This is a genomic window from Polyangiaceae bacterium (genome assembly GCA_016715885.1).
GTDB lineage: Bacteria > Myxococcota_A > Polyangia > Polyangiales > Polyangiaceae > Polyangium.
Genome location: JADJXL010000021.1, coordinates 1 through 25,185 on the forward strand (window position 1 = coordinate 1; position 25,185 = coordinate 25,185).

Consider the following 25,185-nt stretch of genomic DNA (forward strand, 5'->3'; position numbering starts at 1 on the left):
GTCTCGGTGAAAACCTTGGTCCTCATCCGTCCCTTGCTGAGAGGTCAGCACCATCAATAGACCCACCATATTGGCGGCTTTCGCGCAAAAGCTTCGCGAACATATTCCGCATGAGGGACAGAAGTCAAGCAAAGTTCTTGCCTCAGGAACGTGACTAATAATACTGCGGAACCTTCCTGAGACGTGCGACGAATGGTCTTCACGCGAGAGCGACCTCGTTGACCGACGAGTGGTGGTGGAACCGTATCAGTTTTTTCGATGACACAATGTGGACAACGCGGCAGCCAGGCGAGCAGCGCACTTGCGATTGGTAATGCGGACTGAGGCGAGGGAATCGGCGATTTGGCGGAGCTGGACGAGTCAGCGAGCGCGTTGTTTTACGCTCGCCGTTCTGCCGAGGGGGAAAACGCCGCACACCGCCTGACGATGACGAAAGTGTAGCAGCAGAGTAGACGACAGAAATGTGGTGGTGCCATCTGCGGAACGAGCGTCCTCGAAATGGTCGAGGCTTTGAGCCTCTTCCTTCAGTTCTCATAAAGAATCTCCGTTCGCCACCGTTCCTTGATGATCTGAATGGATCTCTTCTTTGCTCATCCGCCGCAAGGTGTCGTCAGCACGAATTTTGCCATGTCGATTCGCCTTCCAACCATTCTATGACGAGCCAAAAGCGGCCTTTGTCTTCCGGTTCACCTCGCCCAGTAATACGGGCTTTACCCCGCGAATGCGCAAAAACGAGACGAAAAGCCTCTTTGTGCCTGTTCGCCACGTGATCCGCCGGGAAACGCATTCAAGCCGAGTGTTACGCCAAGATCGCGTGCAGAAAAGATGCGTTCGTGTTCCTCGTCCGAATTCAGCAGCCAAACACGCGTCGTGCCCTTGATTGCAACGGCAAAATCATGTCCGACCTGTGCAGCCCGCACGAAAAACCACGAATCACCATATCCGGAATCAGCGAGGAGAATTTTCCAAGGAGATCGTCAGCTTTGGCTCGCCGGATCTCGTCGAGCGCGGAAATTTCGGGCTTCGGTCCTGAAAAACGCAGTCAGGATATGCCGCTTTCGCAGAGCGGGCGTCGGTCCATTTCGCGGCAAATACAGCTCGAAGTCGATGGCAACCTGCTTCTCCGGATTCGACGCGCAAAGGCCTGACACCAATCTGGCAACGGTGACTTTGCCCGCAGAGCCTGTATTGCCGCTGCACGCCGACCGAGTGTTTGCCCTGCTTGAGGAACCCGGCATCATCGACAATCGAAATCGTCACTGGATCCTGCTTGCGCATTCCGTCGACTGCGTAGCGGCGGCGGCGCGCCGGAATATCTCGATCGCTCCACGGCGCAGTTCCGACGAAGTGCAGCAGCCTGGTCGTGACAACGCTGTACGTCCGCGGTTCGCAGAACGCTTGCGCTGCGATGGGTTCCACGCTTTTCGTTCACCCGCCCCGATGATCCCGGAACGCATAGGTCGTAAAATGACGCGCGTTGCTCGGGGCGTTTGAGATGTTGACCGATGGTCACCAAGAACTCGATCGCGCGACGGTTTGTCTCCGTGTCCTGGGCAAACTTCATGGGCGCGCACCATGGACACGGTTTTACGCCGCGTGGTTCCAAGAAAAACTTTTCCAAGATATGGAGGACAAAGTAAGAAACAAACGACACAGCCCTACCCAGACGCCGTGAGACGTCGGCTAGTCCGATTGAACGTTCCGCAGTAGTACTAATTCTCCGATGGGCATAGACAAGGCAAAGTTGCGCAGTACAAAGCCGTCTTCGGCGCAAAGACCCGTGGGCCTTCGCCGCGCTACCTGCTCACCGGACTCGGTCGATGTTCCACGTGCGGCGGCATGATCCACGTCGCTCGTACGAGGCAAAGCTACGAGACGGTAGCGGCGTACACGTGTTCCAAAGGAAAAACCTTGGCTCATACGCCTCCGAAAACAGCCTTCGACGGCCCACCGAGTCGATCGATGCCGCGGTGCTCGGGCAGATCCGCGACAACGTGCTCACCGAGAAGATGGTCACAAGCACACTCGACGACTTCCGCAGACGTCTGGCAAATCGCGCAGAAAACATCGACACCGAACTGCCAGGACTACCTTGCTGGGACAAACTGGCGGGCGGCGCGAGCGATCGATCGTATGTTCAAACGAGGTGCCGGCATCGTCGTTGAGCGAGGGTGGTCCGAGCGTGTGACAGGGTGATGATAGCGGGGTGAGGGTGGGTGGGCGTAGCCGATGGGTACTGGCTTCGTGGGCCTGTCCACGACCTCAATCGGGTAACGTCTTTCATGGGCCGAACGATGGTCGCCCGGACACTCGAGTGGCCCAGTCATTCACGTGCGGCCGACGTTGCAGAAGATCTCCGAGGCCCACATCCCGCGCAATTCGCAGATAAGGCATCCAGGCAATACCTGCGAGCGAGAAGTTCTGGCCTGCGAGGTACGGTTTGTCCGCAAGGTTTTTTTCGACGAGATCGAGCGCTTTGGCGGCTCCTTCCGTGCCTTGTTTCAGGTCGTCCTCCGTGTGAGGTCGCCGCAGAAACTTCGCATAGAAGTGGATCATGACGTTTGGCGTAAAATACGCTTGCTCGTCCTCCGTGTGAGGTCGCCGCAGAAACTTCGCATAGAAGTGGATCATGACGTTTGGCGTAAAATACGCTTGCTCGATACCGATGGACTGTTCCATAGTAAAAGGAGGCACGACGATGTTGACTTGGCTCATGCTTTCGAAGTGGAGTACGATGACAATATGTCCATCTACGCACGCGTCATTTCCCCCGCCATTTCGTTGATCTTCATCGCCGCCGCGACGCTCGTCGTCATGGGTTGCGAACCCGATGATCCCGCATCGACCACCAGCAGCGGAGCGGGGTCGTCCTCCGGTAGCTCCAGTTCAGGCTCTTTCAATGGCCTCTGCGGTGCAGCGGGCATGGCTCCGAGCGTCCACGAACCATTGCCCGCAAAGGCCGCTTGTGCATCTCCGACGGCGACCAAAACGCTCGAGGTCGACAAGGGATATTTTGCTTCGCCGGCGCTCGCTTCGTGCGGCGGAATCGTCGGGTTTGCATATGTCGCAGGTCAAGGGAAAATCAGATTTCAGGCGCTCGATACGTCCGGCAAACCCATCGACGATCCGCTTGCCGTCGGCGGCGTCGCGAATACGAGCGTGCCCAGGGTCAGCATTGCGACGAATCGAAAATCCTTCATGGTTTGCTGGAGCAATTGGGATGTGCCATCGAATATTTGGTGCGGCGCGGTCGATCCGGACACGCGCACGGTGACGCTGGGCCAAACCATACCAGGATCGACGGTCGAGGTCACCTGGGGCGTTGGTGGCTATATGGTGGTGTATCGCGATGCGCAAACGGATGCAATGAAAGCACACCGCGTCGGTGATGATGCATCCTTCATTGGCGATCCCGTCGATCTGGGCGCGACAAACATGCGTTACCCCGACGTGACCGCGCAAGCCGGAAGCTTCACGTATGCGTCAAAGGGCTTGTTCGGTGTCATCGACGGAATGACCCTCCAGCCCACGGAAGCGCCCAATATGGCATCCGGCGTCGATGGCGATTTCGTGCACGTTGCGGCGACCTCCAAAACGACGGCGCTCGTTCATGCGTATGGGAGGCCTCAAGCAAGCGTCGTGGCAGCGGGTACGATGCAAACGTCGCTGCCCGTGGACCTGGGAACGACCCTGGCCGTGACGCTCCATTCCGACGTTACCGCGGCCGACGGCTCATTCGCTGCGGTTTGGGGCGGGCAGCCTTTTGCAATACCGCGCCTTCGACGAAGCAGCAGCCGTGCTCGGAGACAGCGAAATCGACTTGTTCGACGACGGGCAGAATTTCTCGGGCGTGGCCATTGCTGCGACCACCGATGGCTTCGTGGTGGTGGGCTGCCATCTGCAAAGCTTTTCGGTCGCGCACGTGGCTTGTCCGTAGCCCGCTTCCCTATCCGCCGATATTATTTGAAATACGCGTCGAACGCGCATGGTTCATGCGCGCGCATCGATGGCATCGATGACGCATGGCGAAAGCTACGACGGCTGCGATGACTCGAACCGGTGGCCGACGGTCATGACGAAAGAAGTGTTAGGGGGGTGATAAACGAGACTTGCTCGCGTTACTAAAATGTGAGAATTGTCGTGTGGCAAGGAGGTACTTCTCATGAATCGCAAGTTCGTTTTACGTGCGGCGATGCTCGCAGTGCTTGGAGCCGGGCTACTCGTTGGCGGCTCGGCGGGCGCGCAGACACCCGGGTCGGTGGAATCCGTGGGCCAGGTACGCCAAGGATTCGCGCTCCAGGCGGGTGTGGCGACGTCGCCATTTGCTGTCGATGACGACTTCCTCGGCTTTACGACGCTTTCCGGAAGCATCGGCGTGGGCTACAAGATCGATCGCGTCATCATCGGCGCGACATTCGATTTTGCGCGATTCGGTTCTTCCTCGACGCAGTCGTTCGACGATGGAACGGGGACGGTTACCGAAGTGACGATAGATCGAACCAGCTACAGCTTCCTGGTTGGGCCTGAAGTGCAAATAGCTTTCTTGCGTTCGGCGGATCAGCGTGCGGAGCTCATTGGTGACGTTGCGTTGCTTTTGGGCACGTGGGGTGGCGAAGTCGTGACGACGGGTGGTCCTCCGGATCCGAATCCGCCTCCGGCAACGCCCGAGCCGGAGGAGACGGATTTGCTCCTGCGGTGGCGATTGGCGCCGGGCGTGCGTTATTGGATGCATCCGAATATCGCGTTTACAGGCATCGTGGGGTTCAGCGGTGCTCACCAAATCGAGGACACGGAGGTGCCCAATCAGCCGGACTTCAGCAGTTCTCGAAGCGCGGGCATCGTTTCCGTGTACAGCCAATTCGGTCTCGTTGGCGTATTCTGACGAATACGTTGACAAATTCCGGTCTTGCATCGGTTCATTCGAGTTGGACCGCGTCGATCGACTCCGCCACCACGTCAATGATTGCCTTCGTGAGCGCTGCATTGGTTCGTCGGACTTGATTACGTCGGCGCCCCGGTGTAAGGTCGAAAATGTCATCATGATCGACTTGCACCCATCCGTCCGAGAATTGCCGGGCCGTATTCATGAATATCAGTTGGTCGAGCGCATTGGTCAAGGCGCCATGGGAAGCATTTTTCTCGCTCGCGACACTCTGCTCGAACGAGACGTGGCCCTCAAGCTTCTCACGCCCGGAGAGCTCGTCGGGGACGCGCGAGCACTCTTTTTGCGCGAAGCACGGGCGTTGGCGCGCGTATCCGATCCCCACGTCGTCATGGTTCATCGCGTCGGGGAATTCGAGGGGCAAGCGTATTTGGTCACCGAATTGATTCACGGTCGGTCGCTCGAGGAGTTGGCGAAGCCCATTCCGTGGTCGAAGGCATTGGCATTTGGGATTGGCATTGCTCGAGGTTTGGCAGCGGCGCATCGGAAAAACGTTTTGCATCGCGACGTCAAGCCTTCCAACGTGATGGTGAGTCTCGACGGCGACGTCAAAGTCGTCGATTTCGGTTTGGCCAAAGTCGGAACCGACACGGAATTGGCTCTGCATTCTGTCGAGTTGCTCGACGGAACGCGGGCGCGCTGGTCACGCGTATCGAAATCGGGTGAAGTCGTCGGCACGCCACTCTACATGGCACCGGAAGTATTGAATGGTTCGGTGGCTTCGGAGTCGAGCGACATCTATGGTGTGGGGCCGTGCTTCATGAGGCTCGTGACGGGTCTCGCGCCGCGTGATCTGGTGCCCGACGACGCACCTTTGCCGAATTGGATCGATTTCGTACCTCCACCACTGCACGAACATGGGGAACGTCGATCGAGCCACGTTTTTCAGATCGTGCAGCGTTGTTTGGCGCGCTTGCCCGCGGAGAGGTTTGGTTCGGCCGAAGCACTGGCCGAGGCGCTCGAAGCCGTGCAAGACGATCAGCAATCCGATGAAATATCCGAGGGTAATCCATATCGGGGCCTCGAGCCTTTCGAGATGGAGCATCGCGGCATATTTTTGGACGTGATGTGGAAATTCGGGCGGTCGAGCAGCGATTGCGCAAAGAAAATCTCGTCGTCGTCGCCGGCGACTCCGGCGTAGGAAAGTCTTCGTTGTGCAAGGCCGGCGTTTTGCCGCGAATTTCCCATTTTGCAGAAGAAACTGGCCGCAAGCTGCGAATTTTCACCTTCGTGCCGAGCCACAAACCCATGCGCGCCTTCCAGGAAGCCATTGGCTCCCTATTTCCCGCGGGGAACATCGACGTCCCCGCTCTGCTCGAAGCGGATCGAGCCGCTCTTTATCGCGAATTGACGCGTGGTTTGTCCCCGGATGAAGACGTCTTGCTCTTCGTCGATCAACTCGAAGAACTGTGTACGATGAGCGATCGCGAAGAAGCGGCCTTGGTCGTGGAGGCATTGCAGCGTGCATGCGCGGGGCCTCATGTGCGCGTGCTCGCGACGTTGCGCGGTGATTTCATTACACAAATCGCTGCGCTCGGGGGCCTCGGGACGGTTTTGGCGCAATGTTTGTTTTTGTTGCGTCCCATGACGGAAGACGGCATTCGTGCGGCCATCGTCAAACCGGCATTGCGCAAAGGCGTCGCGTTCGAATCCGAAGAATTGGTTGACAACCTCGTAAAAGCATCCGCTGAAATGCCTGGAGGCTTACCGCTGCTCGAGTTTGCATTGGCGGAGGTCTGGCACGCGCGAGATTCGGGGACGAATACGTTGACGAAAAAGGCGTTGCGGTCCATTGGTTCGATCTCCGGGGCGCTGGCGCGGCATGCCGATTCTGTCTTGAATGCGCTCGGTCCAGAGGAAACAGCCGCGGCGCGCCGGGTCTTGCTCAGCCTCACGCACATGAAGCGCACACGCGCGCGGCGCACGTGGGATGAATTGGGTGGGCATGATCCAGCGGTGCGTGCGGCCATCGATGCATTGCTCCGCGGACGGCTCATCGTGGCACGGCAATTGGGCGATGAAGGCGTCTACGAAGTGGCGCACGAAGCGCTCTTGTGGGAATGGCAAACCTTGCGGGAATGGCTCGACCAAACGCGCGAGCAGGGAGAGACGGCGCGCGAGATTGAAGAGGCGGCGGAGCTGTGGAATCGTCGAGGTCGTTTGGAGGATGAAACGTGGGCAGGTGATGCTTTGGCGCGAGCGACTCATGCCGTGACGAAATGGGACTTGGACTTGCCCGCGGTATCGCAAGAATTTTTGGCTGCGGGCGTGGCGCGGCAGGAGAAGCGGCAGCGCCGAAGGCGGAGGATATTGGCGGGTACGATTACCGCGCTCGTCATCATTGCGATAGCATCGATCATGGCCGCGTTTGCGTTTGCCGAGAAGGAACGTGAGGCAACTCTGCGGAACGAGCAAATTCGATTGGCCGCTGCGGACATGGGCATGTTCGATTTGATCATCGAAACCTTTGAATGGGATGCGAAGACGCAAACGCCGCGGTGGGTTGCCGTGCCCGAGACACTCGATTGGCGTCTTTATGGAGTCTCACCGGACGATTCCAGCATGCCAGGCAATCCCTACGATGACGATACCGAGTGTGTTCGTGGGGCCGAGCGGCGCGTGGAAGAGAAGAGCGTGCGCGAACGCGTCGAAGCGCGCTCGGGGCCGGCGTACTTGGAAGTGCTGGGACGCGGGGAAGGGTGCGTTTCGAGCTGGATTCGATTGCAGGGGTTGCCGGGGTATACGGAGCGATTGGCGGGCATCGTACGGGAAATGCGTGTCGTCGTGCCGACGTGCCAAGCGACGAAGGAAGACATGATCGCGATTCCCGCGGGGGAGTTTTACTCGTCCGTCGCGCTGCCTCCAGAGGGTGACGAGTGGCGTGACGAATTGGCGTTCTTGCCTCCCTTTGAAATGGATCGCACGGAAGTCACACGAGCTGCTTATGGTGTTTATTCTCGAATGCGACATATCACGGGTGATCGTCCTGCCCGAGTCACTTTCATGAGTTTGGATCGATCGGGCGGGGAGCGAATGCCAATTGTTGGAATCAATGCGGTCATGGCTGCGAATTATTGCCGGTTCATGGGCAAGGAGTTGCCTTCGACGAAACATTGGGCGAAAGCGATGCGCGGAGGACTGCAGCTCGCTTCGGGCCCCAATTTTCTTCCGGCCCGAAATACACCCTGGGTACAGGCCTCTTCGCCATATCCGCGAAACATCGACCAAGATGGAGATGGCTTCCCCTATCTCGCGCCCGTGGACTCTTTTCCAGAGGACGCGAGTCCGTATGGTGTCATGGGCATGGGTGGCAATGCGAGCGAATGGACGAGCGATATCGTCGAATTGCCCCAGATGGCGGGCTTGCGTTACGTGTTTGGAGCAAATTGGAACTCGCCCCCCGAACATGCAGAATGGTCCAACATGCGTGAGGAGCGAACGGTGGAATTTACTACAGGTATTCGTTGTATCAGGCCTGACCCAGAAGCTGGCGCTGCGCCCGGCCCCACGCGATGAGCGCATCATCGCGCTCGTCGAACGTCGGTGGTCGCCGATTGGCTTGTTCGTCGCGGATCGCTTCCCACGACGAATACAGATACAGCTCTTCGAAATGCTTTCGTCGAAAGCCCAATTCGTCGAATTGGCTCAAGGTAATCGAAGCAATCGTGCCGAGCACCGTGACGTCACCCCCGAAGGCTGCATGCAATTTCGTCAGCAGTTTGCGTCCGGCAGCTCCAGTCGCCGTGTCACAACCCAAGAGCCGCAATCGCGCGCCCTTGGTGAGAAGTGGTCGGAGCTGTTCCGCAATGGCAAGGTCCGTCGCGTCGTCACGACCGAAGAGAAGGGCATCGCCCATTTGCAGGAATCCTCCGGCGCCGTGATCGTACAAATCGAGCGTATCGATCAACCCATGTTTTGCGGCGATTTCGCGCACGATCCGCACCAGCTTGTCCGGCGACTCGCACGATCTGACGAAAAATACTTGCGATTTGGATGGCGCGTGCTGGGCAACCAGTGCCGCGATTGCATCGATTTCGCTGTCGTTGGGCATCTTATGGCCCCGTGGGCGATGTCCCACGACCAAAATGTGAATCGTCATCGGAGCCTCCTCAACGAAAGAAGTCGGCGAATTTGTCCATGAAATTGTTCTTGTCCTTGTCGGGCATCCTGGCCACCAACGAACGCAGGTGCGGCTTCAACTTGTCGAAGGTTTGCTCGAAATAGGCGACTTTTTCATGCAAATTCATGAGCGCCAACCCTGATCCTTTCGGCCACTTTCCTCCATTCCCTCGCGCATCCTGAAGCTCGGTTTTCGGATCTTGAGAATCGTTGACGTATTCATCCGAGAGGAACAAAATCATGCAACAATTCGTTGTCGAGTCCCAGTTCGACAAACTCGACGACGGACCCGGCATCCAAATCGTCGTCATGTCTTTGAATTGCACCGTACGTATCGTCTCGGATACCGCGGCGGTCGAGAGATTCACTCCGCGAAAACTGATTTCCTCGTCATCGAAGGAAACCACTTTGACGAGGTAGCCTTGATACTTGGGATCGGGATCCGACTCCAAGTATCGAATCGTGTCATTGGATCCTGGCAACGGAAATGCAAACTTCTTGCGATTCTCGTCCGTCGGGTTGTCGGTGCCGTCCAAGTCGATCATGATGATTCTCCTTTGATCTTTTCGCGATGAATTCGAAGCGCACGAGCGCTCATCCCTTCCTCTTCAATCCATGCGCATTGATGAGGTTGTAGACGTGCGACCTCGTGATATCGAGTCGTTCGGCTGCTTCCGTGACGTTCCAGCCGACCTCGTCCAATACGTCTTGCACGAAGTGTGCCTGGTATTCCCGCATGGCTCGTTGCAAGGTTGGCTTCTCGATAGACCGAGGGCTCGGCTCCTCCGGAAACAAATGATGCCGCTCGATCATCAGCATACTTTCGGCCGCTACGCGCAAAACAGCCTCTTCCACGACATTGCACAATTGCCGCACGTTCCCCGGCCACTCCGCCGCTTCCGCCGCGAGAACCGCACCAGGAGAAAATGCCATCGTCGATAGCTTCTCGCGCTCACAAGCGCGTCGACAAAAGTGGACCATCAATTCACGAATGTCTTCCCGTCGCTCCGCCAATGACGGCACCCGGATGGCATACCCGCGCAGCCGATAATAAAGATCATCGCGGAAACGACGTTCGGCCGCCGTCGCAGGCAAATCCACATTCGTCGCCGATATGATTCGCACATCCGCACGAGCCGGATGCGCCGAACCCACGGCGTAATACTCCCGTGACTCGATGAACTTCAGCAACTTGGCCTGTACCGTGAGCGGCAATTCCCCCACCTCATCGAGAAAAAGCGTTCCACCATTCGCCGCGGAAACGCGCCCGGGCGATTTTCGATCCGCTCCCGTGAACGCCCCTTTCTCGTGCCCAAACAATTCGCTGTCGGCCAAAGTCTCCGTCAAATTCGCACAATTGAGCGCTACGAAAGGTTTGTCACGCCGCGGGCTGTTCTCGTGAATCACCCGCGCAAATTCGGTCTTTCCCGTACCCGTCGGCCCCGTCAAAAGCACCGACACCTCCCGCGGCGCCACCAAGCGAATGTCTTTCAGTACGCGAGCGAGCGCTTCGCTTCGACCGACCAGGCGACCGACGTCGAGCACTGCACGTGACGACCGCGTCGGATCCGTCTCCTCGCGATGCATCACTTGCGACAAGAGACGATCCGCGAGTGGCAGCAGAAGGCGCGCAAAGAGCTCGATACGCAAGCGATCGTCCTCCGAAAATGCACCACCTGCCGCCCGATCCTGCAAATACACCACACCAATCGGTGGCGATGTCCCAATCGGCGCACAAAGCACCGCCTCGATACGATTACGCTTCACGCTCTTGCGCTTGTTCAGCCGCGGATCGGCAAGCGCCGACTGCGTCACGACGGTTTGTCCCGAAGCGAGCGCCGCCGCAATGACGCCCTCCGACAACGATTTACGGACCTCTCGCTCGACGTCTTCCTCCGAAAAACCTCGCGCCGTCCACCACCGCGCCTTGCCCCCCGTTTCACTTTCATTTCCAAGCGCAATGTAGCCGCGCGTCGCACCCGCAATTTCGGCAACGAGCGCGAGAGCCTCTTGCAGAAACGGTTCGACTGTGTCTACGAACCCCAACTCAATGAGCTTCCGGTAAAAATCGCGCTCTTTGCGTGCCTGTAGAAGCTCTGATTCGAGGTCAGTCGTCACAGGTGCATGGTACGACAACCCCATGCTGGACCCAAGTGTCCAAATTTGTGGACGTGCGTTTTCTGGAGTGGACACTCGCGCAATCGAACGCTGATCGTCGCCGTCGCGTAGCAAGCGAAAGAGACCAGGACCCTCTCTTACGAAAGGCCGATGACTCGATGGTCCACTGCAATGCTACGAGGGTAGGGGAATGAAGCGAAGGGTCAACCGACGAGGGATGCGGTACCGCCGACCGAAATGACCCCGTCACGGAATGCGATCGCGTCTTCTTCCGGCATCGGGGGGCTCGTCCATTGCGGACTTCTCAGCACTTCCCTGACGACGTCGACATTCGTCGAATAATATCGCCGCAGGTACGTGCGAGCTCGGACCTTGTTCCCCCAGGCGTCGACTTTGACGGACTTCATGATTTTCGTCACTTCCCTTTCGGCGCTGCCGCCGTTGCCGCCGTCGCTTGCGCATCGGCGAGGATGAACGGATCCACGCCGATCCCCAGGAACCACGAGTTTTCAGGTTTCCACCTGGACGCGAGATCTTTCGTGCCGACGAGCAGACCGCCATTGATCTGAAATGCACGATTGACAAATACGGCCACGCCCGCGCCGACCTGGAAGTTCGTCGCTTCCTCGCCGGAAAGACGAAAGATCAACGTGGGGCTGATGGTGCAAAGGAGGAAGCAATTCCATGGGCCTTGCGTGAAAAATGCCTCGCGCACGGGCGTGATGGCGACGGCATAAGAAACGGCGCGACCTTGGTTCGTCGTGAGAAGCTCGGCCTGGATCCGCACACGCGAAGGCGTGGTTGGCTCTTTGACTTTGAAGGGCGGCAGCGTGACGAATTCCGTCGTTTGGCCACGCTTGATCCGCACTGTGATTCGAGTGGATCCCTTTTGCAGCGGAACCTCGGCCTCCCAATACTTTCCCACCTGCTTCAACGATATCGGCGCTTGTTTCTCGCCGCTCAGGACCACGTCGAGTTGACCGCCGGTGAATGCTGGCCCGAGCGTCAGCGCATAATTCTCCATGCACGTCAATGCCCCGCCTGCACCTTGCTGCACGAGCGACCATGAAGCGCTTGTTTTCACGAGGCTCGTGAGCGATTGTTTTTCAGGGAGCTGACACTGATAAAGAAGTAGGTTTTTGGGCTCGAGCTCCCAGCCTTTGATGTCTCTTTGCTCGGTACACGGAATGGATGGTGTCGTGGCCGTCGCAGGTTGGTCTTTCGTACATGTGCCCGGACGTATCGAAAACCCGCCTCTGACTCCGGCGAAATAGAAGCTTCCGAGCTCGGGAGGCGCGTTCGCAGGGTCGAAGGCGAGCTGGTTTTGCTGTACGCCGATGGCCCCGAAAAGTTGCGAGGGATCAATGCGGATGACGAGCGTGCTGCCATCGACGAATACGTCGTCCTTCAGCTCGGGATTGTCGGCAAAAGCATTGAGCTCCCCATCGAGTAGGAAGGCTTCCTCGACGGGTTCGTCCGCGGCGAGCGCGTTCGTCGACGATGCCATGGTCAAGGCGCAACAGAACGAAGAGAGGAGATTGTGGTGCTTGATCATGGCTTCACCTCGATGGTCGTAGCGCATTCGATGTTGGGCATCGTCGAAAGGCTTGCTTTGAGCGTCAACGGGCCTTCGAGCGCCGTGCCGGTGACGGAGATGGTTCCTTCGTTGTTCGTCAATTGAATTGGATTTTGCGGCGTCTCGAAGGTCATCAAACCTTGATTGATCGTCATGGACACGGGCAAACCGCTGATACCCTTTCCATCGCAGCCTCGGACATGGGCCGTGAGCGTCAAGGAACTACCTGCTTTCGTGGAGCTCGAGCTTGGCGACAGGACGAGGGCCGAGGGCAATGCGGGCACATCGACCGATTTCGTTGTCGTCACGCTTCCGGAATGCGCGGTCAACGTTGCCGTTCCACCTGTGTCGTCGAGGCACAAATGTGCCGTTGCAGCGCCGTTTTTGAGATTCAAAATCAATTGCGAAGCCGATTCTTTGGCTGCGCAGTCATGGGTGGGGGTGAGCCATCCCTTGTCCGTCGTCACGATGACTTCGGCTCCTTCGGGGACGTCTCCGCCGCTTTGCGGTGCGCTTGCCATCAATGCAATGGCGGCGCGGCGGGCTCTTCCCGGACTGCATGCGCCTTCGGAGATCATGCCACAAGCTCCGGCTGTTGCGGCAGCGCTCAGGTATGCGTCGGGCTTGGTAATGGTGAGGGTCAGGATCCGTCGAGCGGCACCACGCGATCTCGCACCGTGAGGGTATTCGAAGTTTCCACGACGCCGGAGCGTGCCGTCACCGTTACGCTTCCTGGCGCCGTACCTGGTAGAAAACAGGCCCGTGCAGTTCCTTGCTCGTCCAGCACCACATGGACTTCGGCATGAGATGGGTCTTCTGCGTCCAGTTCTTGAATGGGTACGAGCTGTCCTTCCGTTGCGGAGCTCAGCCACACGATCGCGGTGGCTTCTTCGGGAAACCTGCCGTTGATATCGGTGCCGGAGACATGCACGACGGCTCCTTCGGCATTCTGACAAGATTCGTCGCTTGTTACGCTCGTGGGAATGGTCGTTCGTGGCATGGCCGATACGAAGACGAGCCCTGGCTCGAAGCTCAGGCGCAGCGAATCACCTTGATCGAGCGCATAGGGGCTACAGGCTGCCAGGATGGGTATGACAAGCACGCAGGCGCGCAGGCCAAGTATCATATGCTTGGAATCTCCTAATGGTCATGAGGTGGCGGTGGGCGCCGAAGCAAGAGGCGCGCCAATCCGAGAGTGCCCTGCCGCATGTGCAATCGGTATGGGTCCGGCGAATTGGTGGAGGATGACGACGGGATGGTTGCACCTCGTCGACGTGTTCCCGAACCACGAAGACGCTTTGGTGGAAGACGACCGCGCGTTGCTAGAGCTTGCAACCGGTGGGGTGGGCCACCTTGTGTAATTGATGATATTGATCTTTGGTGAGCTCTCCAATATGATGCACCATGGCCACCTCGCCCCACGTCCCCTGCCAATCCGTGGGCATCATCTTCGGATCCCACTTGACCCCTGGTGGCGGCACCGGCGACGGCGTCATGAGATAGTCGTCGCCGAGCTTGTGGGGCGGCAATTTCAAAGCAACGATGGCATTCTCGAGCTGCTCGAATGATATCGTTCCGCGCTTGTGCAGCGTCGCGAGGGCCAGCACTTTCGCGTAATCGCCGCTCCCTGCGGGAATTTTGGCGCGCAGCTCCTTTTCCACGGCCGGCAGCTCCGCAATGGCGAGCGCCGGGCTCGCCGGCGTTCCGGGCCCGGCTGCCGCCGCTTCAATCGCTCGCACATCATATCCCCTGCCGAGCAAAAAGCCTCGGACGGCCGACCCATATTCCGGGCTCGTCGAAGGAACGACCCTCGTATTATGCTCGAATCCACCCTCCTTCGTCGCCTTCTCGGCAGGGACGGCCACCGACTCGCCACATTTGGCATCGTTCCATAGTGCCTCCAATGCCTTGGCAGCGTCGGAATCATCGGCCAGCTCGAGCTTGCCCGGCGCGCCCGGGGTGACGTGCACGAATCCAAGTACGCTGCCGCGTTTCTTTACCTCGATTCGCTCCGGCTTTGCGCTATCGGCTTGCTTTGCGCCATTGGCTTGCGTGGGTGCAGGCACGGAGCTCGCTGCGCCGGTCGGCTCCTTGACGGCGCCGCCTTTGGTGCTGGTGGGCTCTTTCGCGGGACATGCCGTCAAGACGGTGCCCATGGCAAGCAAGATCAGCGAGAAAGCGGCAGCACCTGCGCGTGACGGTCTCATGTCGGCACCTCGTGAAATGGCAGCGACCAAGCGGGCCGCCGGCCGCGATGATACTGCGGTTCAATGACCATGGTGCGAAAAAAGAGAGCTGTCAGGATCGCGATCGGTGGCCACATCTGTATGCGCTGGTCGGTTTGCCGATGAATGACGCAAGGTGGTGGAGGGGCGTCAAAGTCGAATATGCACTGCTATTTCACTTCGGCGCGGGGTAGGGTTCGCGTTGCCTCCAACGGAGCCGCCCATTTTGCCAGATGTGCCGCGTCCGTCGACCTTGCGACTGGCCAAACCTCTGCTAGCCTCTCGCGCCATGCGGGCTCCCGATCACGATCACGCGCACGTTCGCCGTGCCTTCGATAACTACCGCTGGACGAATACCCACGACGCGCTGCGGCTTCGTCGGGACGTGGAAGACCTTTACGTTGACCCCGTCGAAGAACGACTCATCGCTGCTGAAAAGGGCCCGGAAGGATTGCAGTCGCAATTAAGCTCGTGCAAAGTCCTTCGACGATCGACTTCATTGAGAAGGTCTTCGATCAATTCACATATCATTCCGATATTCTCAAAAGGATCGAACCGGACGGCAAGTTGTATCTCGCTGTGAGCGATCGTTTACCAAACACAATATGTCGAAGCGAGATGCACACTCACCTCCCATCGGGCCAATCGCATTCTACCCCATCGCATTTGCGGCTCATCGCCACGTTGGCGCCATCGTCGCATTCGTTTGAGCATCGAACCGAAAATCCGCAAAGGCTAAGTGCTTTCTGCTTGCAAGTTGCACCCGTCACGACGTAGCAAAGATGGCAATCGCGATGATACAGGAATCCAATGAAATCCAAGCATCCCACAGGTGGAGCTAGTGACGGCTTTGGGGCGGAACGCCGTCCCTCAACCAAGGCAAACGAAGCGATGCACCCAAGGGTGATGTCAGAGGAAGCCTTTGGTTCTGAACGTCTAAGAAGCGCTGCCTACTACCACGATGAGACGGCTCTCGTACTCCACATGGATGTGAGAGACGGGCTGGCATTACTTGCTAGAGCCGGTGTGCAAGTGAATTGTATTGTTACCTCACCGCCATTTTATGGTCAGCGAGACTATGAGGTGGAAGGTCAGATTGGGTTAGAAGGGCATCCCTCAGAGTTCATCAGGGCTCTTGCCGATGTATTTGACTTGGCGCGAAGCGTGCTAGCGGACAACGGCAGCCTCTGGGTGAACATAGGTGACACATATTGGAGCGGGAAGGGCGAGCACCGTAGCGGCGAGGCGAAACAGTCAGCGCGCAGATTTGGCATCAGACCTCAGGACAAGAAAGGTGACGGCAAGTGGTGTGTCCCAAAGCAATTGCTCCTAATCCCCCACCGGTTTGCCATCGAGCTGCAAAGCCGCAACTGGCTGGTCAGAAACGACAACGTATGGGTCAAGCCCAACCCTATCCCAGATCAGGTGCGTGACCGATGCTCTATGTCGCACGAATATGTTTTCCATTTTGTGAAAGAGCGCTGGTATTATTTCGACAAGAATGCAGTGGGTCGGGTCTCCGAAAGCGGCTCCGTCCTTCCACCTCTCGACACCTGGGAAATACCAGCAGTACGTGGGCAAGGTACGCGGCACAAAGCACGATTTTCTGAAGAACTCGTCAGGGTGCCGATCTTGACAACGACACCACCTCGAGGTGTCGTCCTTGATCCTTTCGCAGGGAGCGGCACTTCGCTCGTATTCGCACGAAAACATGGTTTCCGTGCGATTGGTATTGACGCGAAGCAAGAATACTGCGATGTGATGGTAAATCACCTCAAGAAAGTCATTGCAGAAGAAGTCGAAGACGACGACTGATGTCGGTTCCACAATGAGGGCTCACGATGTATCTTTCCTCAGACGCTGTGGTCTCTGCGATCAATGTCTTGAGATCGACTGTTCACCCGTTTATCGGCATAACCTTTCTTGCATGCAAACGGTTTGCGCTTGCTGTTGGTTCTACAGCAAAAGTAAGTTTGGACAGCTTGACCCGTGAGCACATGGACGCTCATCATCGAATCGATCGAAGGAGCGCCCATTACTTTCAGCCATTTCGTAGTTCAGGCTGGTGGGTCGTAGACAAGTATCCCTCCAGCGGCCTTCAGACCATCAACACCCAAACATTCATCACAGCTTTCCTGCACCCAAGGAAGTCACAAAATTGGGGTTTCGCTCGAAACTACCTGTCACGTATACAAAGAATATTATCTGGGCAGAATCTCCAGAGCACCGTTCCGGCCGATGCTCTCGCGGTTTGGCTTTTCAAGGATAGAAACGTCGGCGCAATAAGCACATACGAAGAACTCGTGGATTTGTTCTTCGCCGAATTCAACATAAACGAGGAAGAGCGCACGCAACTTTTCGCTGATCGGTCGGAGGCATTATTAACAGAAGAACGGGCATTCTCGCCTGAACCCCTCGAGATGACCTCAGTCATCCGCGAGTTTCCAGAGCCTCCCGATGCGCAAGCAGAGGGCGGACGCACGATCAAATCGCTAAGGTTGGCAAATGCTGGTCCCGCCCAAGAGTTGAGCATCGAGTTCGGCCCACGCCTTTCCATTATCACTGGCGACAATGGCTTGGGCAAATCTTTCCTATTGGATTTCACGTGGTGGGCTGCAACCGGAAGTTGGGCCGAACGTCAGGCGCTCCCTCGACAGGATGTGACGTCACCTGTTCCCGTCGTCGAATACTCCCTCGCAGCGGCGTCAGGCCGGGTGCTGAATTTCCACGCGAACTTTAACCACAGAGAGTTCCGATGGGTCCGTCCGCGCGATGCGATGACTGTGGAAGCATTAGCGGTGTTCTCACGTGCGGACGGCTCTTTCGCGATCGCGGATCCAGCCCGGAATACTCTCAATCAGTCGGGGATTCCGGTCGGAAGCCTCACAGCGTTTGAAGTTTGGAATGGCCGTGCTGGCCTTATTGAAGGGTTAGTACGTGATTGGATACGCTGGCAAACGGCCGCGGACCAGAAGACCTTCGACCTTCTCGTTTCAGTCCTAAAGCGACTATCACCCGAAGACCTTGGAACGTTGACACCAGGCAAGCCTGTGCGCTTGCCGAATGAACCTCGCGACATACCAACGATCCAACATCGCTATGCCACCATTCCAGTCACGCATGCATCCTCTGGGGTGCAGCGCGCGCTTCTATTGGCCTATCTGATGATTTGGTCTTGGCGCGAGCACGAACTTGCCTCTCAATATCTGGGGCGAGAACCCTTGCACAGAATGATGGTTCTCGTTGACGAACTGGAAGCGCATCTTCATCCAAAATGGCAGCGGATCGTTCTCCCAGCGCTTATTGGCGTCGGCAATTTACTCAGCAGTGATCTTGCCATGCAAATGATCGCAGCAACCCACTCGCCAATGATCCTTGCTTCCATGGAGGCTGAGTTCGACCCCTCTACGGACGTCTTATATCATTTATTTGGCGACGGCCCCGTGGTCCGCTTGGAGGAGATGCCCTTCATCAAATACGGAGACGTATCCGGGTGGCTCACATCACCTGTCTTCGGACTACGTCACGCTCGATCAAGAGGGGCTGAGCAGGCCATTGAAGCAGCCAAATCGCTTCAGTTGGTCGAAAATCCAACGGCTCAGCAGATATGCGACGTTTCAAATCAATTAAAGCAGCATCTCGCGGGAGATGACAAGTTTTGGCCTCGGTGGCTCTTTTTCGCGGAGCAGCATGGTGTTGAGTTATGATTAAAGTAACGCCAATGCCAGAGTATCCTGGCTTTGATACTGAAGTCCGGCAACGGGGCGCGGCATTTCTTGCGACGTGCCCAACGCCGACATCAGGTCAGTTCAAGAATAGGCAATATTGGGCCCGAGCCACGAAGGAGCTACACAAAACCTATCGAGGAATATGCTCTTACACGGCGATGTATCTGCTTGAACAAGGAACAGTCGACCACTTCTTACCCAAGACGACATATCCCCAGTTAGCGTATGAATGGAGCAACTTTAGGTTAGCCAGCTGGAGGGTCAACAGTGCGAAGGGGCATAAAACTAATATTCTTGATCCGTTCTCGATTGAGGATGATTGGTTCCAGATGGATATTCCCACCTGCCTCATTCGCGCAAACCCGATATTGGAGCAGCGAGTGAGATCGCAGGTTTCGGAAACGATTAGCTCATTAGGGCTCAATTCAGACGACAACTACGTTCAAGAACGGTGTGACATTCTGATCTATTACGCCCGAGGTAACATTGATCTTGCTTTCGTTAAACGACGGTATCCCTTTTTGGCCAAGGAGCTTGAGCGTCAACGGCTAGGGCAGAACGAGCTAAGAGCGCTGTTCAAGGTCGACTAACGACGCGAAAATAACAACCCCAATCGTTCGTTGCATCTCGAAGCTCGGCGTCGGATCGCTCCATGACGAAAATGTCGCCACGGTGGAACGACCATGGTAAATGTTTTAATCATTGCGGTTGCAATGATCTAGGCGAAAACTCCCACTGCGACGACGTTGTATGTTTCGGGCGAGCTCCTGGCGTATTTGAGGTCCCTTGTGTTGGGCGCGATGGTTCCGCGAGAGGCAACGAAGTGTGGGAAAATCGTGAAAACACGACGGATCCACCGATTGGGTGGTATTGTAGTCGCCGTCATGGGCAATGCGTTTTCGTGTTGCGTTGGCGGCGTGGTGGTCATGAGATGGATCGACGCATATCTAGGTTGTGATGGTTACCGTCGAGTGGGCGGGCAAGCTCAATGCACGTTACCGGGGTAATGATCCCTTTCGAGCCTGCTCAATAAGCCCCCGTGTGAGCCAATTTGCCCGGTCGTCAAATCGTCATACGCCAGTTTCCCTTTGGCACGTTCCGCACGTTCCGCTTCGACCGCCTCCTCGATCACGCCTGGGGATTTCAGCCATTCGCGATGGTTCAGGTCTTTCTCGATATCGACAAGCGCACGCAAACGCGCGAGCAGGCGTGTATGAATCTCATCTTCCGACGCATTGCGCATTTGGTCGATGGCGGTTTGCAGATCGGTTCGGATGTTGCCTGTAGGTTCATCCACCCACATGGCGATGTGACCATGGTAATAAAACACCATGAGGTCGGTAAGCGAGATAGGCCGCTGGTAAAGATCGATGTACTTCAAGGTGTCGAGCGCTTCCCAATGCCGCAAGACGCCTTCGACGCGCGGTACCGTGAGCTCGATGTTGTTGAGGATCAGAGAACGTATGATGGCTGCGGAAATGGCGCCCCAAGCGTATTTGCAGACGTGGGGAATGAATGCACGGCGGAAGGGAAAGCTTTCCTCGTGGCTGAGCTTGGCGGCCCAATCCGTTTCGTGCATAAAATCATTTAGCACGTAAGCGCGCCACTGGATGTGGAGACCTTGTTCTTTGGGATTGGCGGCAATGGTCACGACATTGGCTTGCGGATAGAACGAATACCCTTGTGCAACCATTCTGGCGGTGTGATCATCCGTGAAAACGACGGAACCGGGAGGAATGGCGTTGAGCTTTGGCTCGGGAAAGTCGCGGCCCTCCAGGTAGCATTTGGCCCACTTCCTGGCTTCGGCCTTCAGCTTGCGGCGACACGTGGTCCTATCGCCGTACATGAACGCAGGGAAAAGCAGAGGCGATGCGGGGTCGGTCGCGGTTGCGTCGGTCATGGTCAAACCCGACGTTCCACAACTTGCCGCAGGAAGCAAGTGTCTGCGTCTACAGGGAATCACCGACTCGCGCCCCCGCCGGTGGACGCGGCAGTTCCGGCGGCGGACGCGGCGGCACCCGCGGTGGCCTCGGTGGCGTCGAGATGGGGCCTGGCGATGGCGAACGTGGAGGCGATGGCGGCAGCGATGACCCGGCCTTCGGGGAGGCACCTTGTTGCATCTTCTTGCCCGGTCCCAGCGCAGGACTGAGGTAAACCATCGTGGCCGTGCCAATGATTTGCACGACGTAGCCGCCTACCATTTGGATCATGAAGAGCTTTTGAGCCCCCTTGGCGTACGCTTCGGACCATCGCTCGCATTTCTCGGCGTATTGCTGCATGTCCGCTTGCGTCAAATCCACCCATGTAAATCGAGCCTCTTGGAGCCCCTTGATGATCGTGAGCTCGTCGACCTCGTCGTCGCTCAGCTTCTTCCAGTTGTATTGAATCACGCCGGGCGTCGTCGTGCGCCAATCGAGGCGCCACCACCGCATGCTCAAGTCGAACCGAACCCAAACATCCCCGAAAAATCCAGTGCCATGGGTAAATAGCTTGGGCGGCATCGTCCGGTTGATCGCGGCAATGTTCTTGGCGACGTCGGCTATCCCTTCCGCCAACTGACCCTGCCTGCTGGATTTGATCTCGAACACGACGATATTTTTGAGATCCGCGATGTCGGGTCGTCGCAAGGCTTCGTCGGCTCGGAGCAAGGTTGGAGTTCCACCAGCATCCTTTGCGATGGTCGAAATACTCACCGTGTTGGTACGCACATCGTGACCGGGATGCCGCGCCTTGTAATCCGTTCCGATCACATTGTGCGCGGAATTCCCCATGTGCAAATTCCACGGTTGATTTCCTGGTCTCCCCTTGACGGTGTAGAAAGTTTGTGCAGTACCGCCCCCACCACCGGAGACCGTTTGTCCCACGTGTCGTGCGTCCAAACGCACCTGCGCCGCCCCGGGAGGCTTGCGCATCACCGGGAGCAGCCGCGCAACGTCATCGTCGTGCGCGCTCCACAGCGCTACCGACCTCAGGTAGTCCGCCACCGTCTTGCCCGGCAGCACGGGCATTTCCGCGGCCGCTCGCGTTCGTCCCAGCTCTTCCCGCGCCTGGACCAACCGCTCCACCACTTCGTGCAGCGCCCGGCCCAACCGCGATATCTCCCGCAGGGTCGGCTCACGCCATCGGTCGGCTCCATACGCGTCGCCGTACGCCTCCGCGGTTTGCTGCTCCGCGCCGAGCACCAGCCATCGGTACTGGACAACCCCCGGATCCGTCGTTTCCCACGCGATTTTCCACGGTGCCGCGCCCTCGGCAAACCGCACGCCAACCTCGCCCACGTAGCCCGTCCCGAGGTTGAACTTCGGAACGCCGAGCATGGCGCTGTTGATCACTCGAAGATGCCAATCGACCTTGTTTGCCGCCGCTGATCGATAACCTTGTCCCGGCGGAACCACCTCGAACAAAACCCGCCCCTCGACATCGGCGATATCAGGGCGGCGATCTTTGTCGAAATCCTCGATCAGCCCGACGTTTCCGCCAGCTTCGTCGACAATCTCCTCGATATTGCCGTCTTCGAGCACGCGGTACGCTGGATGAGCGGCCGCATAATGCTCGCGAATGAGCCTCAGCGCAGCATATCCCAAGTGATATTCGGAAGGCCAAATGCCGGGTTCGTCATCCTGGGTGTACGCTTCGGGGAGCTTGCTGTCCTCGAAAATGCCGATTTTGTCAGGCGAACGCCCACGCACCCATTGCCCCATCAAGTGCGCAGAACGCCGCGCCTCGGCGCTCACTTGGGCATTGGTTATTTGTAGAAAGGCTGCCGAATCCGGTTGCACGACGTGGACGACACCAGGGCCACAGCCCATGAGCAGCCACGCAAAGCCCAAGTTGGTCAGTACAATCACGACGACGCAAAGGCATTGCGCGACGAAATGGCGGGCAGCTTGCATCTTTCGAGCGCACCAGACCGGCGCTCGGTTGTCAATCGTAGGTCACTGGCGCGGAAATGACCCACTGGCTCGAGATCTGGGGGCGTCGCGATGGAGATGGTGAAGGATGAACGGTGCGGTTATGGCGTCATCGACTTGAATTGTGCACGCATTCGGCGTTGCGTGCGGCTGCGAATGCGTATTGGGCGTTCACTCGCCGCCTTCTTCATTGGCCGCGGCATTCTTCTTACGCGTCGCGACGGCCTTGTCCGCGATTTGCGAATAATACTTCAGCGTCTTCTCGAAATGCGCCTTCGTGCCCGCGTCCAGGTGTTGCGCCGCCGTCTGCGCCCCGCGCGCAACGATCGCAATGTCGCCTTCGCGCGCATTTTCGAGATCCGTTTCCGTCTCCGAAAGAACCTCGTAAAGCTTTCTGGCCGCGGCTTTGTGTTTGCGTACTTCTTCGAGCGTCACGGTCCGAGACTCGATACGCGTGACGATGTCGGTGGATATGCCAGCCGCCGCCAAAGGCCCATTCTTCGCTTCCTTGAGCTCGGTGAGCACGTCGCTGAACCCAGGCTTCTCGTGCTTCAGTCCCACTTGCGCGCCAGGGGGATAGTCGACGAGATGATCTTTGACCGGCGTCACATCGACAACGAGCGGTCCGACGTAAGGTGACTTCGTTCCTGTGCTCATTACGCGTCAATCCTTTCGTAAAGTGGTTGGCTTGAACGCGGACGCATACGCTACATGCATGGACGAAGCGAAGTCAACACCCTTCGAGGCATGGTGACCACAATGTTTCCGCACTGTCGCTAGGGTGCGTCCACGCGTTCCGTGAGCCTGTCGACGGTAAGCGTGGCTGCGACGACGAGGTGACCCGAGTACGCCGGCGCGTTTCAAGTCGTCGTCCACACGTTGGATGGGCCGCGTCGACGTGCTCTACAATCACGTCGACGTGCTCAGCAACCACGTCGACTGGCGCCAGAGGCTCGTCGACGAGGTGCCCAAGCGCGTGCACAGCAGGCCAGGGTGAGTCGACGGGCGCTTGGAAGACGTCGACGCGCCGTTGCAATACGTCGACGGACGCTTGGAATGCGTTCATTAGCGTTTTGAATGGGTCGACGAGCGCTTGATGCACGTCGACGGGTTAGGATACTGCGCACGACGAACGCAAACTGTCGGCAGCAACGAGCATGCATACGCAAGAATCGCTTGAAACGAGGCGGAGAGGCTTCGGGGCGCCAACTGATGGCTGTCACTGTCGGCACCACGCCCCAAATCAACTCCTCTCGCCTTCCGGATAGAACGATGATATGGGTCGTCTCCCATGCAGAAACCCTATGCTTTCCTTCTGTGCGCTCTCATCGTCGCACCGGCGGCTTGCAGTTCGAGCTCGGTCGACGCCCCAAAAACCAATGCGACCGACGCAGGAACCAATGACGCATCGGCTCCGACCGAGGGGCCGAGCGTATGCGGACGGCGCGTCGAGGGCTACGCGTACAAGCGAGCCTACGCGGACACCGCTGCATGGAACGTGCCTGTCTGCGGGCTGCAAAAGTGGTCCAAGGGCGATGAATACGTCAATCGATTTTGGTATTTTTCGAACAACCGCGACGCCGATCCCAATGCCGAAGATCCAAACCGCGGATACCATCGCGTCGACTTTGGCCTCGATCCAGCCACCGATTTCGCAGCGCCCGTGTACGATGTCAAGGACGCCACCACGACGCGTTTCGTCACCAAACGCGACGGTTGGTCCGGTACGTCGAACCTGGAAGTAGACGAGAAAGTGCCGTGGAATCCGTCGTGGCGAGCCATGGAAGGCAGCGATGCGGTCCTCATCATCCTCGATCACGAATCCGGCAAAGAATGGAACTTTTGGGGATTGGTCCAGAGCGAGCTCGTGACGAACATTTACAACGACAGCCAATGTTGGCTCGTGCCAGGATACAATGCTTCGACGCACCTTTGCGCCGCATCGGCAAACTTGATTCGTACGCCGAAAGGCGACATTGCCGATCATCGCACCTACGGAGGCAATTTCCCGTCTCGTGGCGTGAGAATTCAATTTTATGCCATGTTGGCCACGCCCGAAGAAGTGGCTGCGGGTGAAATTCGACACGCTTTGAGCATGGGCGCTGCCAATACGATGTTCGGCCCGGAATGCACCGCCGAGGTGGAGACCGATGCGGCAGGCACGACGTGCGGGTTTGCCGTTGCCCCTGCCGGAGGGCTCGAATGGCACACCGCGTGTTCGGCATGCGCGCCGTCGCCCTTGTCGGAGCTGGAATTGCGAAAGCGAGGATTCCTGAAGGAGCGCGATTTGCGCTCGACATCAGCGATGCGGGAAATCGAAACGTGGCTCGACGGTCGCGGGTATACCGGTCGATTGCGCGAGACGGCGCGTATTTTCGCGGTTGCCGTGCGCGATTATGGCTGGTTCATCACGGATACTGCGGGAACGGCGACGTTCGGCGTTTCCGGGTCCGCCAACCCGAAACGCGAGATGCATGGCGCGCACTGGGAATCGAAGGGCATGGCAGGAGTTTGCTGAAGGGCCTTTTCAAAAGAACGGCTGTGGATGGTCAGGCCAGCCATCAAC

23 protein-coding genes are annotated in these 25,185 nt (G+C 57.7%); 10 read left to right on the top strand and 13 right to left on the bottom strand.

Annotated elements, in window-relative coordinates:
• Positions 1-948 precede the first annotated feature (948 nt).
• Positions 949-1,419 (bottom strand): transposase, encoded by a 471-nt coding sequence (locus tag IPM54_31035; GenBank protein MBK9264224.1) that lies wholly within the window; start codon positions 1,417-1,419, stop codon positions 949-951.
• Between the two features lie 861 nt (positions 1,420-2,280).
• Entirely contained in the window at positions 2,281-2,715 is a 435-nt protein-coding gene (locus IPM54_31040) for a glutathione S-transferase C-terminal domain-containing protein (protein ID MBK9264225.1), read from the bottom strand.
• A 27-nt stretch (positions 2,716-2,742) separates the two neighbouring features.
• On the opposite strand from IPM54_31040, the gene IPM54_31045 reads away from it, so the two are divergent.
• The 4 genes from IPM54_31045 to IPM54_31060 all read left to right on the top strand — a co-directional run bounded on the left by IPM54_31045 (position 2,743) and on the right by IPM54_31060 (position 8,458).
• Complete coding sequence (locus IPM54_31045) at positions 2,743-4,050, top strand: hypothetical protein (GenBank protein MBK9264226.1); 1,308 nt, start codon at positions 2,743-2,745, stop codon at positions 4,048-4,050.
• A gap of 112 nt (positions 4,051-4,162) precedes the next feature.
• On the top strand, positions 4,163-4,882 hold the full coding sequence (locus tag IPM54_31050) for a hypothetical protein (GenBank protein MBK9264227.1): 720 nt from the start codon (positions 4,163-4,165) through the stop codon (positions 4,880-4,882).
• A gap of 157 nt (positions 4,883-5,039) precedes the next feature.
• Positions 5,040-6,083 (top strand): serine/threonine protein kinase, encoded by a 1,044-nt coding sequence (locus IPM54_31055; GenBank protein ID MBK9264228.1) that lies wholly within the window; start codon positions 5,040-5,042, stop codon positions 6,081-6,083.
• Positions 6,038-8,458, top strand: a complete 2,421-nt coding sequence (locus IPM54_31060; GenBank protein ID MBK9264229.1) for an SUMF1/EgtB/PvdO family nonheme iron enzyme — start codon at positions 6,038-6,040, stop codon at positions 8,456-8,458. The genes IPM54_31055 and IPM54_31060 overlap by 46 nt, the downstream gene beginning before the upstream one ends.
• On the opposite strand, the gene IPM54_31065 is transcribed toward IPM54_31060, so the two are convergent.
• From IPM54_31065 to IPM54_31100, 8 genes are all read right to left on the bottom strand, one after another.
• Positions 8,412-9,041 (bottom strand): DUF4347 domain-containing protein, encoded by a 630-nt coding sequence (locus tag IPM54_31065; protein ID MBK9264230.1) that lies wholly within the window; start codon positions 9,039-9,041, stop codon positions 8,412-8,414. The genes IPM54_31060 and IPM54_31065 overlap by 47 nt on opposite strands.
• A gap of 10 nt (positions 9,042-9,051) precedes the next feature.
• On the bottom strand, positions 9,052-9,606 hold the full coding sequence (locus tag IPM54_31070; GenBank protein ID MBK9264231.1) for a hypothetical protein: 555 nt from the start codon (positions 9,604-9,606) through the stop codon (positions 9,052-9,054).
• 49 nt (positions 9,607-9,655) lie between these two features.
• A complete protein-coding gene (locus tag IPM54_31075) occupies positions 9,656-11,203 on the bottom strand; it encodes a sigma-54-dependent Fis family transcriptional regulator (GenBank protein ID MBK9264232.1) in 1,548 nt (515 codons plus the stop codon).
• Positions 11,204-11,382: 179 nt separating this feature from the next.
• Positions 11,383-11,586, bottom strand: coding sequence for a hypothetical protein (locus tag IPM54_31080; GenBank protein ID MBK9264233.1), 204 nt, complete (start codon positions 11,584-11,586; stop codon positions 11,383-11,385).
• An 8-nt stretch (positions 11,587-11,594) separates the two neighbouring features.
• The gene (locus IPM54_31085) at positions 11,595-12,734 is read right to left on the bottom strand and encodes a hypothetical protein (protein ID MBK9264234.1); all 1,140 of its coding nucleotides are present in this window, start codon (positions 12,732-12,734) and stop codon (positions 11,595-11,597) included.
• Positions 12,731-13,333: a hypothetical protein gene (locus tag IPM54_31090; protein MBK9264235.1), complete on the bottom strand. Its 603-nt coding sequence runs from the start codon at positions 13,331-13,333 to the stop codon at positions 12,731-12,733. The genes IPM54_31085 and IPM54_31090 overlap by 4 nt, the downstream gene beginning before the upstream one ends.
• A 62-nt stretch (positions 13,334-13,395) precedes the next feature.
• The gene (locus tag IPM54_31095; GenBank protein MBK9264236.1) at positions 13,396-13,881 is read right to left on the bottom strand and encodes a hypothetical protein; all 486 of its coding nucleotides are present in this window, start codon (positions 13,879-13,881) and stop codon (positions 13,396-13,398) included.
• 196 nt (positions 13,882-14,077) lie between these two features.
• Positions 14,078-14,962, bottom strand: a complete 885-nt coding sequence (locus IPM54_31100) for a hypothetical protein (GenBank protein ID MBK9264237.1) — start codon at positions 14,960-14,962, stop codon at positions 14,078-14,080.
• A gap of 307 nt (positions 14,963-15,269) precedes the next feature.
• Between IPM54_31100 and IPM54_31105 the strand changes: the two genes are divergently transcribed.
• The 5 genes from IPM54_31105 to IPM54_31125 all read left to right on the top strand — a co-directional run bounded on the left by IPM54_31105 (position 15,270) and on the right by IPM54_31125 (position 19,298).
• Entirely contained in the window at positions 15,270-15,563 is a 294-nt protein-coding gene (locus IPM54_31105; protein ID MBK9264238.1) for a hypothetical protein, read from the top strand.
• Complete coding sequence (locus IPM54_31110; GenBank protein MBK9264239.1) at positions 15,452-15,757, top strand: hypothetical protein; 306 nt, start codon at positions 15,452-15,454, stop codon at positions 15,755-15,757. Before IPM54_31105 ends, IPM54_31110 begins: the two co-directional genes overlap by 112 nt.
• 114 nt (positions 15,758-15,871) lie before the next feature.
• Positions 15,872-16,795, top strand: coding sequence for a site-specific DNA-methyltransferase (locus tag IPM54_31115; protein ID MBK9264240.1), 924 nt, complete (start codon positions 15,872-15,874; stop codon positions 16,793-16,795).
• Between the two features lie 26 nt (positions 16,796-16,821).
• Positions 16,822-18,687, top strand: a complete 1,866-nt coding sequence (locus IPM54_31120; protein MBK9264241.1) for an AAA family ATPase — start codon at positions 16,822-16,824, stop codon at positions 18,685-18,687.
• Positions 18,684-19,298 (top strand): hypothetical protein, encoded by a 615-nt coding sequence (locus tag IPM54_31125; GenBank protein ID MBK9264242.1) that lies wholly within the window; start codon positions 18,684-18,686, stop codon positions 19,296-19,298. Before IPM54_31120 ends, IPM54_31125 begins: the two co-directional genes overlap by 4 nt.
• Positions 19,299-19,693: 395 nt before the next feature.
• Here IPM54_31125 and IPM54_31130 read toward each other — a convergent pair whose 3' ends face one another.
• From IPM54_31130 to IPM54_31140, 3 genes are all read right to left on the bottom strand, one after another.
• On the bottom strand, positions 19,694-20,359 hold the full coding sequence (locus tag IPM54_31130; protein ID MBK9264243.1) for a hypothetical protein: 666 nt from the start codon (positions 20,357-20,359) through the stop codon (positions 19,694-19,696).
• A gap of 298 nt (positions 20,360-20,657) precedes the next feature.
• A complete protein-coding gene (locus tag IPM54_31135) occupies positions 20,658-22,601 on the bottom strand; it encodes a hypothetical protein (GenBank protein MBK9264244.1) in 1,944 nt (647 codons plus the stop codon).
• A gap of 189 nt (positions 22,602-22,790) precedes the next feature.
• Positions 22,791-23,276 (bottom strand): hypothetical protein, encoded by a 486-nt coding sequence (locus tag IPM54_31140; protein MBK9264245.1) that lies wholly within the window; start codon positions 23,274-23,276, stop codon positions 22,791-22,793.
• 634 nt (positions 23,277-23,910) lie between these two features.
• On the opposite strand from IPM54_31140, the gene IPM54_31145 reads away from it, so the two are divergent.
• Positions 23,911-25,137 carry a hypothetical protein gene (locus IPM54_31145; GenBank protein MBK9264246.1) on the top strand — a complete coding sequence of 409 codons (1,227 nt, stop codon included), beginning with the start codon at positions 23,911-23,913 and terminating at the stop codon, positions 25,135-25,137.
• The last annotated feature ends 48 nt before the right edge of the window (positions 25,138-25,185 follow it).

Excerpts from the sequence above, each read along its gene's own strand:
- IPM54_31045 (MBK9264226.1), top strand. The coding sequence starts at position 2,743 with ATGTCCATCTACGCACGCGTCATTTCCCCCGCCATTTCGTTGATCTTC.
- IPM54_31050 (MBK9264227.1), top strand. The coding sequence starts at position 4,163 with ATGAATCGCAAGTTCGTTTTACGTGCGGCGATGCTCGCAGTGCTTGGA.
- IPM54_31095 (MBK9264236.1), bottom strand. The coding sequence starts at position 13,881 with ATGATACTTGGCCTGCGCGCCTGCGTGCTTGTCATACCCATCCTGGCA.
- IPM54_31100 (MBK9264237.1), bottom strand. The coding sequence starts at position 14,962 with ATGAGACCGTCACGCGCAGGTGCTGCCGCTTTCTCGCTGATCTTGCTT.
- IPM54_31080 (MBK9264233.1), bottom strand. The coding sequence starts at position 11,586 with ATGAAGTCCGTCAAAGTCGACGCCTGGGGGAACAAGGTCCGAGCTCGC.
- IPM54_31070 (MBK9264231.1), bottom strand. The coding sequence starts at position 9,606 with ATGATCGACTTGGACGGCACCGACAACCCGACGGACGAGAATCGCAAG.
- IPM54_31120 (MBK9264241.1), top strand. The coding sequence starts at position 16,822 with ATGTATCTTTCCTCAGACGCTGTGGTCTCTGCGATCAATGTCTTGAGA.
- IPM54_31140 (MBK9264245.1), bottom strand. The coding sequence starts at position 23,276 with ATGAGCACAGGAACGAAGTCACCTTACGTCGGACCGCTCGTTGTCGAT.
- IPM54_31065 (MBK9264230.1), bottom strand. The coding sequence starts at position 9,041 with ATGACGATTCACATTTTGGTCGTGGGACATCGCCCACGGGGCCATAAG.
- IPM54_31115 (MBK9264240.1), top strand. The coding sequence starts at position 15,872 with ATGCACCCAAGGGTGATGTCAGAGGAAGCCTTTGGTTCTGAACGTCTA.
- IPM54_31125 (MBK9264242.1), top strand. The coding sequence starts at position 18,684 with ATGATTAAAGTAACGCCAATGCCAGAGTATCCTGGCTTTGATACTGAA.
- IPM54_31055 (MBK9264228.1), top strand. The coding sequence starts at position 5,040 with ATGATCGACTTGCACCCATCCGTCCGAGAATTGCCGGGCCGTATTCAT.
- IPM54_31145 (MBK9264246.1), top strand. The coding sequence starts at position 23,911 with ATGCAGAAACCCTATGCTTTCCTTCTGTGCGCTCTCATCGTCGCACCG.
- IPM54_31090 (MBK9264235.1), bottom strand. The coding sequence starts at position 13,333 with ATGATCTCCGAAGGCGCATGCAGTCCGGGAAGAGCCCGCCGCGCCGCC.
- IPM54_31135 (MBK9264244.1), bottom strand. The coding sequence starts at position 22,601 with ATGCAAGCTGCCCGCCATTTCGTCGCGCAATGCCTTTGCGTCGTCGTG.
- IPM54_31075 (MBK9264232.1), bottom strand. The coding sequence starts at position 11,203 with ATGGGGTTGTCGTACCATGCACCTGTGACGACTGACCTCGAATCAGAG.
- IPM54_31105 (MBK9264238.1), top strand. The coding sequence starts at position 15,270 with ATGCGGGCTCCCGATCACGATCACGCGCACGTTCGCCGTGCCTTCGAT.
- IPM54_31040 (MBK9264225.1), bottom strand. The coding sequence starts at position 2,715 with ATGAGCCAAGTCAACATCGTCGTGCCTCCTTTTACTATGGAACAGTCC.
- IPM54_31085 (MBK9264234.1), bottom strand. The coding sequence starts at position 12,734 with ATGATCAAGCACCACAATCTCCTCTCTTCGTTCTGTTGCGCCTTGACC.